The 18,440-nt window shown below is 60.2% G+C and carries 19 protein-coding genes and 1 pseudogene; 12 read left to right on the forward strand and 8 right to left on the reverse strand.

Features of this window, described 5'->3' with window-relative positions; genetic code table 11:
- Nucleotides 1-702 precede the first annotated feature (702 nt).
- From CKW38_RS19125 to CKW38_RS19135, 3 genes are all read left to right on the forward strand, one after another.
- Entirely contained in the window at nt 703-1,068 is a 366-nt protein-coding gene (locus tag CKW38_RS19125; protein WP_095113557.1) for a DUF6124 family protein, read from the forward strand.
- Nucleotides 1,069-1,225: 157 nt separating this feature from the next.
- A complete protein-coding gene (locus CKW38_RS19130) occupies nt 1,226-2,137 on the forward strand; it encodes a carboxymuconolactone decarboxylase family protein (protein ID WP_256588412.1) in 912 nt (303 codons plus the stop codon).
- A 130-nt stretch (nt 2,138-2,267) separates the two neighbouring features.
- Nucleotides 2,268-2,936 carry a bifunctional 2-polyprenyl-6-hydroxyphenol methylase/3-demethylubiquinol 3-O-methyltransferase UbiG gene (locus CKW38_RS19135; RefSeq protein ID WP_095113728.1) on the forward strand — a complete coding sequence of 223 codons (669 nt, stop codon included), beginning with the start codon at nt 2,268-2,270 and terminating at the stop codon, nt 2,934-2,936.
- 345 nt (nt 2,937-3,281) lie between these two features.
- Here CKW38_RS19135 and CKW38_RS19140 read toward each other — a convergent pair.
- Nucleotides 3,282-3,473, reverse strand: a pseudogene (locus tag CKW38_RS19140) (hypothetical protein); the annotation flags it as partial.
- A 131-nt stretch (nt 3,474-3,604) separates the two neighbouring features.
- Between CKW38_RS19140 and CKW38_RS19145 the strand changes: the two are divergent.
- The 5 genes from CKW38_RS19145 to CKW38_RS19165 all read left to right on the forward strand — a co-directional run bounded on the left by CKW38_RS19145 (nt 3,605) and on the right by CKW38_RS19165 (nt 6,730).
- A complete protein-coding gene (locus tag CKW38_RS19145) occupies nt 3,605-4,108 on the forward strand; it encodes a VOC family protein (RefSeq protein ID WP_038366082.1) in 504 nt (167 codons plus the stop codon).
- 35 nt (nt 4,109-4,143) lie between these two features.
- Entirely contained in the window at nt 4,144-4,977 is an 834-nt protein-coding gene (locus CKW38_RS19150) for an AraC family transcriptional regulator (RefSeq protein WP_095113559.1), read from the forward strand.
- Nucleotides 4,978-5,051: 74 nt separating this feature from the next.
- Nucleotides 5,052-5,354, forward strand: a complete 303-nt coding sequence (locus CKW38_RS19155; protein ID WP_007910618.1) for a helix-turn-helix transcriptional regulator — start codon at nt 5,052-5,054, stop codon at nt 5,352-5,354.
- A gap of 61 nt (nt 5,355-5,415) precedes the next feature.
- The gene (locus CKW38_RS19160; RefSeq protein WP_095113560.1) at nt 5,416-6,399 is read left to right on the forward strand and encodes a zinc-dependent alcohol dehydrogenase family protein; all 984 of its coding nucleotides are present in this window, start codon (nt 5,416-5,418) and stop codon (nt 6,397-6,399) included.
- 22 nt (nt 6,400-6,421) lie between these two features.
- Nucleotides 6,422-6,730, forward strand: a complete 309-nt coding sequence (locus CKW38_RS19165; protein ID WP_007910622.1) for an antibiotic biosynthesis monooxygenase — start codon at nt 6,422-6,424, stop codon at nt 6,728-6,730.
- Between the two features lie 121 nt (nt 6,731-6,851).
- Here the strand turns inward: CKW38_RS19165 and CKW38_RS19170 are convergent, their stop codons facing one another.
- The 3 genes from CKW38_RS19170 to CKW38_RS19180 form a co-directional block, all read right to left on the reverse strand.
- Nucleotides 6,852-7,439: a LysE family translocator gene (locus CKW38_RS19170; RefSeq protein WP_095113561.1), complete on the reverse strand. Its 588-nt coding sequence runs from the start codon at nt 7,437-7,439 to the stop codon at nt 6,852-6,854.
- Between the two features lie 250 nt (nt 7,440-7,689).
- A complete protein-coding gene (locus CKW38_RS19175) occupies nt 7,690-9,927 on the reverse strand; it encodes an ATP-binding protein (protein ID WP_095113562.1) in 2,238 nt (745 codons plus the stop codon).
- Nucleotides 9,924-10,538 (reverse strand): biliverdin-producing heme oxygenase, encoded by a 615-nt coding sequence (locus CKW38_RS19180; RefSeq protein WP_007915661.1) that lies wholly within the window; start codon nt 10,536-10,538, stop codon nt 9,924-9,926. The genes CKW38_RS19175 and CKW38_RS19180 overlap by 4 nt, the downstream gene beginning before the upstream one ends.
- Before the next feature lie 275 nt (nt 10,539-10,813).
- On the opposite strand from CKW38_RS19180, the gene CKW38_RS19185 reads away from it, so the two are divergent.
- Nucleotides 10,814-11,434 (forward strand): LysE family translocator, encoded by a 621-nt coding sequence (locus tag CKW38_RS19185; protein ID WP_095113563.1) that lies wholly within the window; start codon nt 10,814-10,816, stop codon nt 11,432-11,434.
- Here the strand turns inward: CKW38_RS19185 and CKW38_RS19190 are convergent.
- The gene (locus tag CKW38_RS19190) at nt 11,431-11,844 is read right to left on the reverse strand and encodes a VOC family protein (RefSeq protein ID WP_095113564.1); all 414 of its coding nucleotides are present in this window, start codon (nt 11,842-11,844) and stop codon (nt 11,431-11,433) included. The two genes, CKW38_RS19185 and CKW38_RS19190, sit on opposite strands and share 4 nt — an antisense overlap.
- Before the next feature lie 210 nt (nt 11,845-12,054).
- Between CKW38_RS19190 and CKW38_RS19195 the strand changes: the two genes are divergently transcribed.
- The 3 genes from CKW38_RS19195 to CKW38_RS19205 are packed head-to-tail and all read left to right on the forward strand — an operon-like array spanning nt 12,055 to nt 14,598.
- Nucleotides 12,055-13,137, forward strand: a complete 1,083-nt coding sequence (locus CKW38_RS19195; RefSeq protein WP_007915654.1) for a bifunctional transcriptional activator/DNA repair enzyme AdaA — start codon at nt 12,055-12,057, stop codon at nt 13,135-13,137.
- 32 nt (nt 13,138-13,169) lie between these two features.
- Complete coding sequence (locus CKW38_RS19200) at nt 13,170-13,967, forward strand: isocitrate lyase/phosphoenolpyruvate mutase family protein (protein ID WP_095113565.1); 798 nt, start codon at nt 13,170-13,172, stop codon at nt 13,965-13,967.
- Nucleotide 13,968: 1 nt separating this feature from the next.
- Nucleotides 13,969-14,598: a DNA-3-methyladenine glycosylase gene (locus tag CKW38_RS19205; protein ID WP_095113566.1), complete on the forward strand. Its 630-nt coding sequence runs from the start codon at nt 13,969-13,971 to the stop codon at nt 14,596-14,598.
- Nucleotides 14,599-14,933: 335 nt separating this feature from the next.
- Here the strand turns inward: CKW38_RS19205 and CKW38_RS19210 are convergent, their stop codons facing one another.
- From CKW38_RS19210 to CKW38_RS19220, 3 genes are all read right to left on the reverse strand, one after another.
- Nucleotides 14,934-16,031: an extracellular solute-binding protein gene (locus tag CKW38_RS19210; protein WP_095113567.1), complete on the reverse strand. Its 1,098-nt coding sequence runs from the start codon at nt 16,029-16,031 to the stop codon at nt 14,934-14,936.
- A gap of 2 nt (nt 16,032-16,033) precedes the next feature.
- On the reverse strand, nt 16,034-17,149 hold the full coding sequence (gene aguA, locus CKW38_RS19215; protein WP_095113568.1) for an agmatine deiminase: 1,116 nt from the start codon (nt 17,147-17,149) through the stop codon (nt 16,034-16,036).
- Nucleotides 17,150-17,248: 99 nt separating this feature from the next.
- Entirely contained in the window at nt 17,249-18,133 is an 885-nt protein-coding gene (locus CKW38_RS19220; RefSeq protein ID WP_007915644.1) for a LysR substrate-binding domain-containing protein, read from the reverse strand.
- Between the last annotated feature and the right edge of the window lie 307 nt (nt 18,134-18,440).

Consider the following 18,440-nt stretch of genomic DNA (forward strand, 5'->3'; position numbering starts at 1 on the left):
AACGAAGCTGCACGGTGGACACCTCTTCCCAAGACACAGGCCATCTCCTTCGCGATGAGCAATGTGTCTATTAAAATGTGTCCACCATGTCTCCGAACACCTGTCCACCATGTCTCCGGTACATACACTCCCAGAGGTAGAGGGAACTGACCGCGCTGAATGTGCAAGTTGCACCGACTTGAGATACCGAGTCGAACTCAGGTTTTGAAAGGCCTGGAGATCTGCTCCCTTTCCCCCTCGCCCCCTTTGGGGGAGAGGGCTGGGGTGAGGGGGGAATCGCACTGACACACCGCAAAACACAAAGCCCCCGCCATCCAGTATTTTCATCAATAAACACTAAGCCGTGATCGCGTTTAAAACACACAAACCGTTACGCCATCCCCCCTACAACACCTTGCGTCGTTACCTACGCGTACGCCAGAATCCGCCGGCTTACACGGCTATGGGCCGGGCTATATCGTTGGCCTGTCACTGCAAAACAGTGATCGGGTTTGGTAGCCCGCTTTAAATTGTCGTTGTTGCGACACCGTCGATGCTGTCTCCTTTTTTTGAGGTATGGCTTTGAATGGTGGGCATGCGTGGGGCTCATCCGTGAGCGCCGGGTTACCCAATTTGACCGGTCTACCAACCCGCGCATGGCCGCCACCCGCCGTTTGGTAGCGAGGGTGATGGCTCCCATTTTTTCAAATTGGAGCTTTATCTATGTTCAAGATCACGCCAAATCCACCGCCCACCGATCCAATCCCTCACGACCCCGCGCTTGACCCGCAAAAGGTCAAAGAGGCAACCGACCGCGCCCTCGACTACTACCTCCGGCCCGAAGCACTAGGGGCTCCGCCAAGCTCACCCAAGTTTCGCCCGGTCTATTTGGTCGACCCCACGCTGGATGAAGAAACCCTGTTGGTCGAAGCCTGTGAGTCGCTTTCCTACGCCCACTCCATGGCCGGTAACATCGCCAACTCGATAGGCGGCCCGGAGCGCAAACCGCTGCTGGCGCTGCAACAGGTGATCATGCTGAACGAGCTGTTGGTCAACCGACTGCTGGACAAGCTGCGCATCCCGCAGTAGTCAACAGACGGACTGAGTGAGGGGTCACACCCTCACTTTCGCTCTTCCGCCTACCGTCGATTGATGAGCAGCACTCATCAAGCCATCCCGATTTACCCGTCTAGTCCTCACCAGTCACCTCGCTTAGTCTTCTCCCCACGCCCAATGGGAGATCGACATGCACAAGCGCACATTCGGCATCCGTTCACTCGAAGTATCCGCCCTCGGCTTTGGCTGCATGGGCCTGAGCCGTGGTTATGGCCCGACCACGGATACCCAGAGAATCGCAGAACCACAGTGGACGGAGCCTTTCACGATGGCCACTGACACACGCAGCAGCGCTGCCCTCCCCGCACTCATGGCGCTCTGCCTGAGCGTTGGCGCGATGTTCAGCCTTACCACCCAAGCAGCCGAGGCACCGAAATCCATGACCACCCCGCAAACCACCGGACAAGCCCTTTCGAGCAAACAACAGACGATTCCACTGATTGCTGCGTTCATGGCGACCAGCGACATGCCCAACCTCAACGCGGCCCTCAACCAAGGACTGGACGCTGGCCTGACGATCAGCGAAACCCGGGAAATTCTCGTGCAGCTCTACGCCTATGTGGGCTTCCCGCGCAGCCTCAATGCCTTGAATGAGCTCATGACCGTGGTGCAGGCGCGCCAACAACGCGGCATCGAAGATGCGCCGGGGCGTGAGCCGGGCCGGGCGATTCCAGTCGGGGATGAACTGCTGGCCGCCGGCACCGCGAATCAAACGAAGATCTCGGGCGCTCCGGTCAAAGGCCCGGTGTTCGAGTTCGCCCCAGTGATTAACCAGTTTTTGCAAACCCACCTGTTCGGCGACATCTTCGAGCGCGACAACCTCGACTGGCAAAGCCGTGAACTGGCCACTGTCGGCGCGCTGGCAGCGACGCCGGGCGTGGAACCGCAACTGCGCGCGCATATGGCGGCAAGCTTGCGCGTCGGGCTCAGCGCGGCACAGTTGGGCGAGGTCACTGAGCAGTTGAAAAAACACGAGGATGCGCAGACTGCCGAACGTGCGAATGCAGCGCTCAAGGAGGTTTTGGCGGCTTCGAAAAAATGACCTGAAAATGGACCTGATATCGATGTCTTAAAGAAAATCGGCGTTCGGGGTTGTGGTGAATGCGCTGATCTACAAGCCCTTGCCCGCGTTCAGCGTCCATACTGTGGTTTTCAAAAGTCGGGACACCGCCATGCCTTCCCCCGAATCCAGCCTGTTGCAGAGCTGGCACGACAATGCTGACGCTTGGATCGAAGTGATCCGCAGCGGCGCCATCGAAAGTCGTCAGCAGGTTACCGATCAGGCGATTGTGCTGGCGATCATGGGCCGCCAACCGCAGCGCGTACTTGATCTGGGTTGCGGCGAAGGCTGGTTGTTGCGGGCGCTGGCGGATCGCGGGATTGAAGCTGTCGGTGTGGATGGCGATGCGCGGCTGATCGAGGCGGCGCATCTGGCGGGGGCGGCGCGGGTGCATGTTGCGAGTTACGAAGCGCTGGTCGATGGCAAGGTCGATATCGGTCGTGACTACAACCTGGTGTGCGCGAATTTCTCGCTACTGCATCAAGACATAATTCCGCTGCTTGCCGCGATGAATGCCTTGCTTGTTCCCACAGGTGTTGTGGTCATTCAGACACTGCATCCATGGTCTGTCGCGGCAGGCGATTATCAGGATGGCTGGCGCGAAGAATCGTTCGCGGGATTCAAAGGTCAGTGGCAGCCGATGCCGTGGTATTTCCGCACGTTGTCGAGTTGGCTGAATGCGCTGGACATGGCCGGGTTCCAATTGGCCGGTTTGCAGGAGCCACAGCATCCGCAAAGTCCAGTGCCGCAGTCGTTGCTGATGGTTGCCGAGCGCCGCTGAGATTTCAGAAACACCATCAATCATTGTGGGAGCTGGCTTGCCAGCGATGGCGTCGGGTCAGTCAACATTGATGTTGAAGGTGCTGGCCTCATCGCTGGCAAGCCAGCTCCCACAGTGGTTTGGGTGTGCCAGGAATTTGTGACCACCATACAAACCTGTGGGAGTGAGCCTGCTCGCGATGACGGTATTTCAGGCGACATCAATGTTGAATATCAGACCGCAATCGCTAGCAAGCCAGCTCCCACAGTGGTTTTGGGTGTGCCAGGAATTTGCGACCACCATACAAACCTGTGGGAGTGAGCCTGCTCGCGATGACGGTATTTCAGGCGACATCAATGTTGAATATCAGACCGCAATCGCTTGCAGGCAAGCTCCCACAGTGGTTTCGGGACCACGGATGCGGTGCTGCGCCAGCAGGCGCATGACGTAGCCGATCTTGATCAGGGTCGGGCCGAGGACGGTCAGCGAATGCATCGCCACCAGCAGCGCAATCGGCGTCTGACCGTTGTAGAGATAAGCGCCGTAGATGCCGGTCAATTTGACTCAATCGCTAGTCGTTATGACTACGATCTGACGCCCGCTAACTTGTCGATCTACGGCACCGGCAATCGACCAAGGACTGACTACGCTGTTAATCCTGCGTGTCTAACCTGCCGAGGATGACTGCCATGCAACGCTTTCAGAAACTCACGCCCTGCCTGTGGTTCGACGATCAGGCCGAAGCCGCTGCGAAGTTCTATTGCTCGATCTTCGATCATTCGAAAATCACCGGCCTGACCCACTACAGCAAGGTCGGTCAGGAATTTCACGGCAAGCCGGAAGGTGCGGTGATGACCGTCAGTTTCGAACTCGATGGCCAAACCTTCACCGGCCTCAACGGTGGGCCGATGTTCAAATTCAGCGAGGCGATCTCGTTTCAGGTCAACTGCCAGAATCAGGAAGAAGTCGACCATTTCTGGGGCAACCTGTCCGAGGGTGGCCCGGTCGAAGCCCAGCAATGCGGCTGGCTCAAGGACAAGTTCGGCGTGTCGTGGCAGATCGTGCCGGTGGCCTTTATGCACATGATGCTGGATGCCGACACCAGCAAATCGCAGCGAGCGATGCAGGCGATGTTCACGATGAAAAAACTCGACATTGCCGAACTCGAACGCGCCTTTGCCGGCCAGAGCTAATACACTGGCGCGCTGGCCTGCCGGGAATAACAACGATGAAACACGCTGCCGCCAAAAACCCTGAAAAAGCCCCGCGTTTCTGGCGTGACGCGGCGCTGCCGTTCATTGAAGCGCGGGCCATCGCCGATGGCCGCGAGGTCTGCTATGCGCGCCATTCCCACGCGCACTTTTCCATCGGCGCGATCACCGCCGGTCGCAGCACCTATGTGCATGAGCAGGCGCAGTTCGAAGTCGCGGCAGGCACCGTGGTGCTGATGAATCCCGGCGATGTGCATGCGTGCAATCCGATCGATGATCAGCCCTGGTCGTATGTGATGCTGTATGTCGAGACGCCATGGCTGACGGATTTGCAGCATCAGTTGGGGTTCGCCAGTGATCTTGAGTTTCGGCGTTTCTCCACTACTCATCTCGACGACACCGCGCTGTTCAACGACCTGAATGGATTTTATGAAACATTGGTCGACGAACAGCAGGACGTACTGCGCAAACAAAGCGCTGCGGTGGAGTTTTTCAGCGACCTGCAACTGCGGTTGAATCCCGCCGGCCCCTCGCTGCGCGAACCCAATTTCAAGCTGGAACGCGCGGCCGATTTCATCCGCGAACACTGTACCGAGCTGCTGAACCTCGACGACATCTGCACGGCGGCACAACTGTCGCCTTCGTACCTGATCCGCGCCTTCAAACAGCATTACGGCATGACGCCCCACGCCTTTTTGGTCAACCAGCGCATCCAGTTCGCCCGCGAGCGTTTGCGCAGCGGGCAGTTGATCGCGGATGTCGCGCTGGAAGCCGGGTTTGCCGATCAGGCGCATTTTCAGCGAGCGTTCAAGCAGCATTTGGCGGCAACGCCCGGCCAATATCGCGGCTGATGGTTTGCCCCGATTGATCGCTGGCCAACACATTCAGATATTGACATATCGGTAAATTCCGATATCTTCGCAGCATGGACCTACTCGAAATCTTCAAAGCCCTCTCGAACCGCACACGCCTGGAAATCCTCAAAGGCCTGAAGGATCCCGAGAAGCACTTTCCTCCCCAGGATGAAGGTGACGTGCACACGGTGGGCGTTTGCGTCAGCAGTATTCAGGAAGGCGTCGGGCTGTCGCAGTCGACGGTGTCCGATTACCTGGCGACGCTGCAACGCGCAGGCCTGGTCGAGGTCAGGCGCATTGGGCAGTGGACCTATTACAAACGTAACGAAGCAGCGATCAGTGCGCTGGCCGAGATCATCGGCAGCGAGCTGTAATTTTTTGCCCCAAGATATCGATAATTCCCGATATCCCTTTTTACCGAAACGAGGAAATGCAATGAAAGCGATGATCCTTACTTCATTTGGCGGCGCACAATCGTTCGAACTTTGTGAAGTGCCCAAACCAGTGCCACACGCGGGAGAAGTGCTGGTCCGGGTGCACGCCACCTCCATCAATCCGCTGGATTATCAGGTGCGCCGTGGCGACTATGCCGATCTGGTGCCCCTGCCAGCCATCACCGGGCACGACGTCTCTGGCGTTATCGAAGCGGTCGGCCCGGGGGTGACAGCGTTCATGCCGGGTGACGAAGTCTGGTACACCCCGCAGATTTTCGACGGTCCAGGCAGTTATGCCGAATACCACGTCGCGGCCGAAAACATTGTCGGCAAGAAGCCGCCCACACTGAGCCATCTTGAAGCGGCGAGCCTGAGTCTGGTTGGCGGCACGGCGTGGGAAGCGCTGGTCGTGCGGGCGGCGCTCAGAGTCGGCGAGAGCATTCTGATCCACGGCGGCGCGGGCGGCGTTGGTCATGTCGCGATTCAGCTGGCCAAAGCCATCGGCGCGAAGGTCTTCACCACTGTGCGTGAAGGCAATTTCGAGTTCGCCCAGCGTATGGGCGCCGATGTGCTGATCGATTACGAAAAGGAAGATTATGTCGCCGCGATCCTGCGCGAAACCGAGGGTCGTGGCGTCGATGTCGTCTTCGACACCATCGGCGGCAACACCCTGGAGCGCAGCCCCGACGCCCTCGCACAGCTTGGCCGCGTGGTGTCGATCGTGGACCTTGCCCAGCCGCAAAACCTGATTCAGGCCTGGGGCAAGAACGCCAGCTACCACTTCGTGTTCACCCGACAGAATCGCGGCAAACTCGACGAGTTGAGCGCACTGATCGCCAACGGTCAGTTGCGCCCGCACGTCGGCGCGGTCTATCCGCTGGCCGACATCGGTCTCGCCCATGCCCGACTGGAAACGCCCAACAACGGCGTTCAAGGGAAAATTGCGATTGCTGTCGTGCCGTCGCCCGAACTCGCCAATCGCTGAACTCAGTCCCGAGGAGAACACCATGATTTATGAGATCGCTTTACTGCCCGTTCACACAGAACAAACTGCGGCGTTTCGGCATGCGTTTACCGAGGTCGAGCCGTTGCTCAAACGCGCCAAGGGTTATTGCGGCCACCTGCTCGCGCCAGGAATCGAAACACCGGAGGTGTTCAATCTGATTGTGCGCTGGCAATCCCTTGAGGATCACACGCCGGGGTTTGAAGCAAGTGAGGACCATCGGGTTTTCATGCTGGGGCTGGAGGATTATTTTTCCGAAGAGCCGAAGGTTTATCACATTGAGGGCGGCGCCTTTCAGCAGCCGTTCGACTAATAATCTCTCGGCTACACCGCGATTCATTGTAGGAGTGAGCCTGCTCGCGATAGCGGCGTATCAGTCGACATCTATATTGACTGATACATCGCTATCGCGAGCAGGCTCACTCCTACAGGGTTTACGGTAGCAGCAGGTATATCGCGCTGACGGCCAACAATGCTGCCATCACCCGATTGAACCAGCGCATCGCCGCCGCGTTGCCCAGATACCCGCGCAAACACGTCCCGGCATACGCCCAGCAGCCGACCGACAGATAACAGATCACCAGATACACCGCCGCAAACTGCCACACCAAGCGCGCCTCGCCATCGGCGACAAACGCGCCCATGCCCGCGACGCAGGCCAGCCAGGCTTTCGGGTTGAGCCATTGCATCACCGCGCCGTACAGCATCGACGGCGCCCGTCCGGAATCACCGGCATTCAATTGCCCGTCATCCACGGCCAGTTTCCACGCCATGAACAGCAGAAACGCCACGCCGGCCAGTTGCACCACCCGGGTCATGAACGGCCAAAGCTTGAGCACCTCATGCAAGCCCAGCCCCATCAGCACCAGCAGCAACACAAACCCCAACGTGGCCCCGGCAACATGCCGCTGACTGGCGCGAAAACCGAACTGCGCCCCGGAACTCAACGCCACAATATTCACCGGCCCCGGCGTGATGGACGCCGCCAGCGCAAACGCCGCCATCGAAACAATCAGACTCATCGCACACCTGCTTCAAATCGAGGAACAAGGTGCTCACCCTAACCAGCACCCGATCCCCGGTATTGAAGAAAATGCCCCTGTGATCCTGATCGTTCCCACGCTCTGCGTGGGAATGTAGCCTGGGACGCTCCGCGTCCCCTTCAGAGCCGAACGCAGAGCGTCCGTTGAGGTATTCCCACGCGGAGCGTGGGAACGATCACATGACCCACCGCTTTCGCGAGCAGGCTCGCTCCCACATTAAAATCTACGCTTAGTCCAGACGCGGCACGGTGAAGCGGAACTCGCTGCCCTGCCCCGGTTCGCTCTCGGCGAAAATCCGTCCGCCGTGGGCTTCGACGATGCCTTGAGTGATGTACAAACCAAGGCCGGTACCGGTCGGGTTGCCCTCTTTCACCGTCCAGTAACGGTCGAACACATGCGGTAGATGCTCCTTGGGAATGCCTTCGCCGCTATCGCGAACAGTGAAGACGATTTCATTGCCGACGGAGGTGGCATGCACGCCCACCCTGCCCAGTCGCGGGGTGAACTTGATCGCGTTGCCGACCAAGTTCGACAGCACCTGGAACAGCCGCTCCGGGTCAGCATGAATGCGCAGATCAGGATCGGCCGCGAAGGAAATGCTGATGTCCTTGTCCAGTGCCAACGGTGCAAGCAGTGCCTGCGCCTCTTCGAACATCTGCGCGACATCGAGCTTTTGTGGGGTGATGGAGTAGCGCCCGGCATCGATTTTCGAGGTGTCGAGCAAGTCCTCCAGCAGCGTGTTCATGCGTCCGGCAGCCTGCTGCATGGTGTCGATGGCCGTCGAGATGCGCCGCGAAGTGTGCGGGCCGTCGGAGCTGAAGGCCTTTTGCATCATGCCGCACAGCATCGAGATCACCGTCATCGGATTACGCAGATCGTGGGAGACCACCGCCACCAGCTCATCGCGGGCGCGCACCGCTTCCTGCTCGCGGCGCACCTGCCGGGCCAGATCGTTTTCCAGTGCCGAACGGCGCAGATCATTGGCGGCGAAAAGATCACCGTGGCTCCACTTGGTGGAGATCCCGGCCATCTCGACTTTCCAGATTTCAAACGAGGTGCGCGGGCGCAAGCGCAGGCCGGCGTCGGAGTTTTCCAGGTCCAGCGGCTTGCGCGGATCGCCGCTCCAATTGATGTTTTCCTTGACCTCGGGGCGGAACCAGAACACGCCGTTGTCCACCGGTTTCGGCAGGCTCATGGCGAGCACGCCGCTGGCCACCTGCTGGAACTGCGCGGCCGGCGGATAGACGCTGGCCAGGTGATGACTGGCAAACACCGCCTCGCCGCTGTCCTGCAGCCACTTGTGCAAGGCGCGAATGTCTTCCGGCTCCGGGCAGTTGCCGTAGCGGTGCAGTTGTTTGTCTTCGATGATTGCAATACCGCCGGCATTGGTCAGCGCCATCAGGGTCTGCGGCTGATTGGCGAGGCCGTCGAAGACATTCTGCGGCGAGTCGATCATCGCTTGATTGAGCAGCGCCAAGGCTTCGACTTTTTCGTCGCGCTGACGGCTGATCTCCAGCGCTTCCATGGCGCTGATCTGCAGCGACAGCACCTGGCCGATGGTCTGACACGCCGCGCGCAATTCGTGCGGCACGTGCAGTGGCTGACGATTGCCGCAACTGATCAGGCCCCAGAGCTTGTCACCCTTGAGCAGGGAAATGCTCATCGACGACAGCACGCCCATGTTCTTCATGTACTGACAGTGGATCGGCGACACGCTGCGCAGGGTGGCGAAACTCAGGTCCAGCGGCGTGTTCGTGTCCGGGCGCAACTTTGGCAGCAGCGGCACTGGTTGATAGTCGGCATTGGGGATGATCCGCAGCCAATTGGTGCGATACAGCTCGCGCGCTTGTTCGGGAATGTCCGAGGCCGGGAAGAACAGGCCATTGAACACTTCCATCGACGGGTCGGAGGCTTCGGCGATGACCTGACCGTGGCCCTCCTCCTCGAAACGATAGATCAACACCCGGTCGTAACCGGTCATGGCCTGGATTTCCTTGACGCTGATGTCGTACAGCGCCTGCAACGTGGTCGCCGCTTGCAGACGCTGAAGCATGCGCCCCAGATGAGTCTGGTTGCCGGCGACGTTGCGCGGCTGGAAGTTCTCGACGTGGATTTCCAGCTCCAGAATCAATACGCCCTGATGACGATGCAACAAACCCTCGAACGCGGTGCCGTTGAGCCTGAAGCGCAGTGGCTGCAAGTCGGAAAGCGACGGTTGCAGCAAGGCCTCGCGCACTTTTGCCGCTTCGGCGTCGCCGATCAGGCTTTCCAGCGGCTGGCCGATCAGGCTTTGCGGCTCTCGGGCCAGCAACGTTTCAACATTGGCGCTGACCTGAATGATCACCAACTCAGGCTCGCTCAGGGTCAGCAACAAACCGTGGGGCTGGATCGCGCCGGGAAAACGGATCGGCTCATCGGCACAGTTGGCCAGCAGTTCTTCAAAGGCTTCTTTGTCTTGCGGGTTCATGCCAGTACCTCCCGGCTTTCGAGCCAGCGCTCGAAACAACTGAATGTGGTTTGTGCCGCTGTGACGACGGCGGCGCGCTCATCGGCGCTCATCGGCTGATTGCCCAGATATTCGATGAAATCGCGCCAGCGCCGGCCCGTGGCGGCGCCGTAGATATCGAGAAAGGCCGCGCCGTTGTTGGCTTCCAGGCCTAACCGTGAAGAGATTTCGCGGCGCAGAATCTGCCCGCCGAGCGTCGCGCCCTCGAGGACGTAGAGCACGCCCAGGCAGGCAGCGCTTGAGTCGATGATCGGCAACTGCTGGCAGTGCGGCAGGCTTTGCAGCGCTGCGGCGGATACGCCCAGAGCTAGCAGGTCGGCGCGCAGGGTTGGCGTTTTGAGGCGGGGCGCCAGATCAAAATCGGTGGGGATTGCATCGCTTTGCTGCAGTGCGTTTTCCAGCGGTAAATAGAAGCCGTAATAGGCCTGCACCAGCCGGACAAAGGCCTGGGTATCGAGGGTATCGGAGAAAAAGGGAAGGCGTTTTTCCAGCGCGATGTGCAGCTCGGCAGTGCCGGCTCGCAGATCTTGCAGCACCGGTGGCACATAAACTTCACGGGCCTTTGCTTGCATGTAGATCGCTCTTGGTGGGGCCGCCTGGGGCCAAACGGGGTGAGTGCAACGTCGGCGAAATTTTACACGGCTATCGCGGTTTCTGACCGGCCGGATAGTTATTTCTGCCGAAACCATCACCCTCTGAGTCATTCAGAGTGAAGGCATCTGCAAAAAGTTCGACCGCGTTGCCCAACGGCGCCGGGCGCTGTACCGCGACAGCGCCGCGTGACTGTATGGGTCTGGGCGCCCGGAGGCTGTGATAAAAATATCGCTCTCGTTTCTGGAGTGCTGTCATGGATCTCGCCACGCTCATCCTGTTTCTCCCGGCCTGTTTCGCCCTGAACATGGCCCCCGGGCCGAACAACCTGCTATCGATCAGCAACGCCACGCGTTATGGCTTTCGCCGCGCCTGCACGGCGGGTATCGGGCGGATTCTGGCGTTTGCCGGGATGATCGCGCTGGCCGGTGCCGGTCTGTCGGTGGTGTTGCAAACTTCAGAATGGTTGTTCCATGCGATCAAGATCATTGGCGCGGCGTATTTGCTGTACTTGGCCTGGCAGTTATGGCGGGCCAATCCTGAGGCCGAGCAGCAGATGACGGGCGCGACCGTTGGCTTCTTTGCGTTGGCGCGGCAGGAGTTTCTGGTGGCGGCGGGCAATCCGAAGGCGATCCTGTTATTTACCGCGTTTCTGCCGCAGTTCGTCGACCCGGCACGCCCGGTGCCGGCGCAGTTTGCGGTGCTGGGCGTGCTGTTTCTGCTGCTGGAGTGGATCGCCATCAGCGCCTACGCGTGGATGGGCCTGCACATGCGCCGCTGGTTCGCCGAGCCGCGCGGAAAACGAATGTTCAATCGTTGCTGCGCAGGCCTGCTGTCGGCGGCGGCTTCGGTGCTGTTGATGGCCAAACGCGCTTAAGCCTCGGACGGGCCTTTGAGTTCGACCTGATTGCCGTCCGGGTCGAAGCAGTACAGCGACAGCCCTTTGCCTTCGGCGCCGAAGCGTGATTCGGCTTTTGCGGCGGTGAGGCCGAAGGTTTGCAGATGTGCAATCAGTGCAGCCTCATCAAATGGCTCAATGCGCAGGCAAAAGTGATCGACGTTGCGTCGCTCGGCCCCGGCCGCCCCGCCGCCCTTGCGGCCGAGTTCGCCTTGCAGGTCGACCAGATCAATCATCGAAGTGCCGGCGCGCAGGTGTATCACGCCCAGCGGTTCGTTGCGTTTGACCACTTCGGCGCCGAAGACTTGACCGTAGAAGTCGATGCTGCGTTGCAGATCCGCGACGCGCAGGACGATGTGATCGATATGTTGGATGGAAAATGGATGCATCGGGCACACCTCAACAAACGGTAGGAGCTGCCGATAGCGGCGATCTGGGATTTTGGGACGCGGAGCGTCCCAGGCTGCATTCCCACGCAGAGCGTGGGAACGATCAAGATCGCAGCCTGCGGCAGCTCCTACACGGTAGTTCAGGGGATTTGAAAATTCACTGTCGATTTTTCGGTGGAGCCATCGACAAACTGGTTTTACTCTCGAGCCATGAACATACAAACCGCTGTCCTGCCGCCCCACGCCGAAATGGTTCGCGCCATGCTCGAACGCGACACTGCCTATGAAGGCGTGTTCTTTACGGCCGTGAAAACCACCGGAATCTTCTGCCGCCCCAGCTGCACGGCGCGCAAGCCGAAACCGGAGAACGTCGAGTTCTTCGCCCAGGCTGATGACTGTCTGTCGGCGGGCTATCGCGCCTGCCTGCGTTGTAAACCGCTGGACGCGGCGGCCATCGCGCCGGACTGGGTGCAGCGCCTGCTCACCGCCGTGGAGGCCGATCCAGAGCTGCGCTGGAGCGACGCACAATTGCTCGCTGAAGGCATCGAGCCGCTAAAGCTGCGCCGTTGGTTCAAGCAGCACTTCGGCATGACCTTCCATGCGTGGCTGCGAACGCGCCGCTTGGGCATGGCGCTGGGCGGGATCAAGCAAGGCACCTCGATTGATCACGCCGCGTTTGATTCCGGTTATGAATCGCTCAGCGGTTTTCGTGATGCTTTCCAGAAGTCATTCCACATCACCCCCGGTCGCGCCGAACACAGCGAGCCGCTGCTGTTCACCCGACTGACCACCCCGCTGGGGCCGATGATTGCCATGGCCGAGCGGCGTGGCCTGGTACTGCTGGAGTTTCTTGATCGCCCGGCGCTGACCCGCGAAGTCGAAGAACTGCAACACCGCTACGGCTATGCGGTCGCGCCGGGGCACAACCCACATCTGCAACAGATCGAGCAGCAACTGGCGCAGTATTTCGCCGGTCAACTGACGACCTTTACCGTGCCACTGCACCTGCCCGGCAGCGAGTTCGCCCGGCAGGTCTGGTCGGCGCTGCTGCAGATACCTTACGGCCACACCAGCACCTACGGCGCCATCGCCGCCGGTTTGGGCAAACCCGGCGCCAGTCGCGCGGTCGGCTTGGCCAACGGGCACAATCGGTTATCGATTGTGGTGCCCTGCCATCGGGTGATCGGCGCGGATGGCTCGCTCACCGGCTATGGTGGTGGACAACCGCGCAAGGCGTTTCTGCTGCGGCTGGAAAACGCCGCCGTGCAGCTCACCCAACAACTGGCATTCTGACCCACCGAATCAACTGACAAGAAGGATTTTTGATGAACGCGCTCGCTACGCAGTTTCACCAGTTGCACCAGCAAGGTCTGTTGATTCTGACCAATGTCGCCGACGCCACCGGTGCGCGACTGGTCGAGCACCTGGGCGGTAAAGCCGTGGCCACCAGCAGTGCGGCAGTGGCCTGGGCTCACGGTTACCCGGACGGCAACACCCTGCCCCTTGAACGTCTGGTGTCGACGGTGGAATCCATCGCCCGGGTGATCAGCATTCCCTTGACCGTGGATGTCGAGGCCGGCTATTCCGATGACCTCGGGCGCGTCGCCGAAGTGCTGGATGCGGTGATCGCAGCGGGGGCCGTGGGCATCAATATCGAGGACGGTTCTGCCGACCCCGAGTTGCTCGCGCGCAAGATCGAAGTGGCGCGACAGGTGGCCAACAAGCGCGAGGTGCAGCTGTTCATCAATGCACGCACCGATGTCTATCTGAAAAGCCTTGTGCCGGCCGAGGATCGCGTCGCCGAAACCCTGCACCGCGCGGCGCTGTATCAAGCGGCCGGCGCGGATGGTTTGTTCGCGGCGGGCGTCACCTCGGCCTATGAAATCGAGGCCATCTGCAAAGGCACGACGCTGCCGGTCAATGTCCTGGGTTTCGCTTGCCTGCCTTCGCCGCAAGAACTGCAAGCGCTGGGCGTGCGCCGCTTGAGCGCGGGTTCCGGCATCGCCGAATTCCTCTATGGCGCCATGGGTGGGCTGGTAAAAAGCTTTCTGGCCAGCGGCAAACTCGATACCCATGATCTCAAGGCTTTCACCTACGGCGAAGTCAACGGCTTGCTGAAATAACATGCCTGATGCCTATCAAGCGGCCAGCGAGTTTCTGGCCGCGCTCGATGCGGACTGGCAACGCCATATCGCAGCGGTCGGCCCGTGCCGGCATCAACCGCATCCGGCGCGTGATCCCTACGAGTCGCTGGTGCGGGCGATTGCTTATCAGCAACTGCATGCCAAGGCCGGCGATGCGATTGTCGGGCGGCTGGTGGGGTTGTTTCCTGGGCAGTCGTTTCCGCGGCCGGAGCAAATCCTTGCGACGAATTTTGAGCGCATGCGCAGTTGCGGGTTTTCCGCGGGCAAGATTGCGACGATTCAGGGGATTGCCCAGGCGACGCTGGATGGCGTGGTGCCGGATTACGCCACGGCGCTGGCGATGGACGATGAGGCGTTGATCGAACGTTTGGTCAGTTTGCGCGGGGTGGGTCGCTGGACGGTGGAGATGTTGCTGATTTACAGCCTGGAACGCAGGGATATTCTGCCGGCCGATGACTTTGGTGTGCGTGAGGGGTATCGGCGTTTGAAGGGGTTGGAGGTGCAGCCAACGCGCAGGCAGATGGTTGAGATCGGGTTGGCCTGGAGTCCTTTTCGGACGGTGGCGGCGTGGTATTTGTGGCGGGTGCCTAAACCGCTGCCCTCACCCTAGCCCTCTCCCAGAGGGAGAGGGGACTGATTGGGGGATATTGGCGATTTACGTCGACCTGAAATAGCGCCTGTGAATCCATGATCGCCAAGACTTCTCAATTCCATAATCGACTGCCCTCACCCTAACCCGCCCGAAACGTCGGCCCCCCCAAAGGTAGAGGGGACTGATTGGAGGATATTGGAGATTTTACGTCGACCTGAAATAGCGCCTGTGAATCCATGACCGCCAAGGCTTAAATCCATAATCGCCTCGGTCTTTCAGGTCGATGTATAACGCAAGACACCTCGGTCGGCCCCCTCTCCCGAAGGGAGAGGGCTGGGGTGAGGGCCCGCTTTTCAAAGCCCGGATTTCAACCGGCTGAACGCCCGGATCAAAGCCCGATTGAACGCCTTGCCATTGTCATTTTTGCTGTACAGCGAAGCCCTGACCTGCGCGGACGGATACGTCCCCGGATCATTACGAATCGACGCGTCCACCAAACCATCCGCCGCCGTGATCGCATTGGCGTAGTGAATGGTGTCGGTGATCGGCGCAATCACTTCCGGCGTCATCAGATAATCCATCAGCGCCAACCCGGCCTGGGGATGCGGCGCGTCCTTGGGCACGACCATGGCATCAAACCAGATCAACGCACCCTCTTTCGGAATCCGGTAACTCAATGTGAACGGCTTCTTCGCCGCCTCCGCCTGCCCCGCCGCAATGGCGACATTGCCGTTCCACGACATCGCCACGCAGGTATTGCCATTGGCCAGATCGCTGATATTCAGATCATTGTCGAAATAGCGGATATACGGCCGGATCTTCGCCAGTTGCTGCTCGGCGAGTTTCAAGTCATCGAGGTTCTGCCGGTTGATGTCCAGCCCCATGTACTTCATGACAGCGGCGAACACTTCGTTGGGATCGTTGAGCAGACTGACCCCGCAATCGGCGAATTTCGAAACCACCGCCGGATCGAACAACATCGCCCAACTGTCCGTCGGCGCCTCGGGTAACCGCTGTTTTATCGCCTCCTCCTGATAGCCGAAGCCAGTGGTGCCCCAGGCGTAAATCCCGGCATAGCGATTGCCCGGATCGAACACCGCCATGTGCTGGCGAAACTCTTCACCAACCCCGGCGAAGTGAGGCACCCGGGCCTTGTCCAACGGCTGGATCGCGCCGCTCTCGATGGCCCGCGACAGGTGCTGTCCGGCGGTCAACACCAAGTCGTAACCGCTGCGCCCGGTAAGCAGTTTGGTCTCGACGGTTTCCAGCGAATCAAAGTGATCGGCGACCACATGAATGCCAGTCTGCGCCTCGAAATTCTTCAGGGTATCCGGCGCCAGGTACTCGCCCCAGATGTACAGATTTACTACCGGTTTGGCGGTGTCGGCAGCCTGCACACACAAGGGGGCGAGCACCAGCATCAAGGCTTGAGTCAGTTTGTGCAGGCGCATGGTCAGGCTCCTTTTTTCAGGCCGGCGTATTGCGGCATGGTGATGCACGCGACGTTGCCGCCGCCGAGAAGGATTTCCCGGGAGTTCTCGATGCCGACAATCTTGTGCTGCGGGAACAGTTCGGCCAGCGTCGCCATGGCAACCTTGTCGTTACGATCACCAAACAGCGGCACAACGATCGAGCTGTTGCCGGCGTAGTAGTTGATGTACGACGCGCAGATTTTCGTGCCGGCCTGACGAGTGTGGGTGCTGTCCTGCTGATCGAGGCCGTCGGCTTCTTCGGCGGTCCACTCGAGCACGTCCGGTTGCGGCAGCTTGTGCACGATCAACTCGCGGCCACGGCTGTCGCGGGTGCTGCGCAGGATGTCGTAGGCTTCTTGATAAATTTCCCACTGCGGATCGTCGCGGTTGTCGGTCCATTGCAACACCACTTCACCGGGACGCACAAAGCAGGCGAGGTCATCGACATGGCCATCGGTTTCGTCGAACTTGCAGCCGCGTGGCAGCCAGATGACTTTCTCGGCGCCGAGGTAATCGGTCAGGCGTCGGGTCACTTCGTCCTTGCCCAGATGCTGGTTGCGATTGCGGTTGAGCAGGCATTGTTCGGTGGTGAGGATGCTGCCCTGACCGTCGCTCTGGATGCCGCCCAGCTCGGCAATCAGCGGCGCGCGGTAGCGGTCGAAGCGCTCGATTTCGAGGATCTTGCTGGCGATCTGGTCGTCCTTGTCCCACGGGTAATACAGGCCGCCGTCAAGACCGCCATAGGCGTTGAATTCGAAGTCGACGCCGCGCACTTCACCGCTCTGATCGTTGACCACAAAGCATGGGCCGCTGTCGCGAAACCAGGTGTCGTTGCAGGTCATCTCGACCACGCGCACTTGCGGCGGCAACTGCCGGCGGGCCGTGGCGAACTGCGCGGCCGATGCGCACACGGTGACCGGTTCGCTGTGGGAGATGGCGGTGACGATCTGCACCCAGACTTTCTGCGCCGGTTTGGCGCCGTTGCGCCAGACATCGGTGCGCTCCGGCCAGCCGAGCCAGCAGCCGGACTTGGTTTCGAATTCGCCGGGCAGACGGAAGCCGTCCTGTTTGGGGGTGGAGTCGAGCAAACGTGCCATGGTCAAACCTCGTCTTCGCGATGGGAATGACCACAGGCTAAGGGCGCACGCAGTACGCCCGCCAACGATGATTATTGCGGAACAGTTGAATTCAACTCATCAATCGGCCAGTTGATCGTTGAACCATTCGAGCATCTGCGCCACCGCCGGACGCTCCAGCCGCAGCCGCTCGCAGACCAACGCGTATTGGCCGAGGGCAGTCATGCTGGAGGCGAAGGGCCGCACAAGGCGACCACTCTGTAAATCCTCCTGCGCGGTGAGGTTATCGCCCATGGCCACGCCCTGCCCTTGCGCCGCCGCTTCCAACGCCAAACCAGCGTGGGCGAAATACAACTGACGCTGCGGGCGTAGATCACCGGCGTGGCTGGTCAGCCACGCGGTCCAGGTCTTGCCGTCCTGATCGTCGTGCAGCAGGCAGTGACGGGCCAGATCCTTCGGGGTTTTCAAGCTGCCCTGGTTGAACAGGCCGGGGCTGCACACCGGGAAGAACTGCAAGGCTGGCAGCGGCCGCACGAAGTAGGCGCTGCTGTCCACCGGGCCGGTGCCATAGGTGATCGCCAGGTCGATGTCTTCGCCGGGCGCCGTGGCGTCGATCGGTTGTTCGTAGAGGTGCAAGGTGATGTGCGGATAACGCGCGTAGAAATCAGTGAGGCGACTCATCAACCATTTCTGCGCGAGTTCGGCGGTGACGGCCAGTCTGAGCACGGCCAGCGACGACGGATCGCGCAATTCATCGCAGGCATCGCCGATCAGTTCGAAGGCTTGTTGCAGGCTTTGCATCAGCCGCCCGGCGGCGATGGTCGGGCGGATTTGTCGGCCTTCGCGGATGAACAGTGAGACGCCGAGTTGTTCTTCGAGCTGGCGGATCTGATGGCTGACGGCGCTGTCGGTGACGCACAGTTCGGCGGCTGCCCGACCGAAATGCGCGTGGCGGGCGGCGCATTCGAAGGTGCGCAGGGCGGCCAGGGAGGGAAGTCGTCGCATGTGGGGGGGTCCGTTTTTTTTGTCATGCTGACTGGCTCGTCGATATGAGTCCAGCCCGTTACCCTCACCCCAGCCCTCTCCCGGAGGGAGAGGGAGCCGATCGGGGGATATTGACGATGTACGCCGACCTGAACGTGCTTGGGTGAATCCATAATCGACCGGATTTCCCACGTCGATGGATGACGCAAGACAACTCGGTCAGTCCCCTCTCCCTCTGGGCGGTCCGACGTTTCGGGAGGGTTAGGGTGAGGGGCTTTTGCCTGTATCGCACTGTATACCCGGAAGCCGCAGACACACCCAACGCACA

Origin of the sequence: Pseudomonas sp. Irchel 3H7, assembly GCF_900187605.1 — a bacterium.
Lineage (GTDB): Bacteria > Pseudomonadota > Gammaproteobacteria > Pseudomonadales > Pseudomonadaceae > Aquipseudomonas.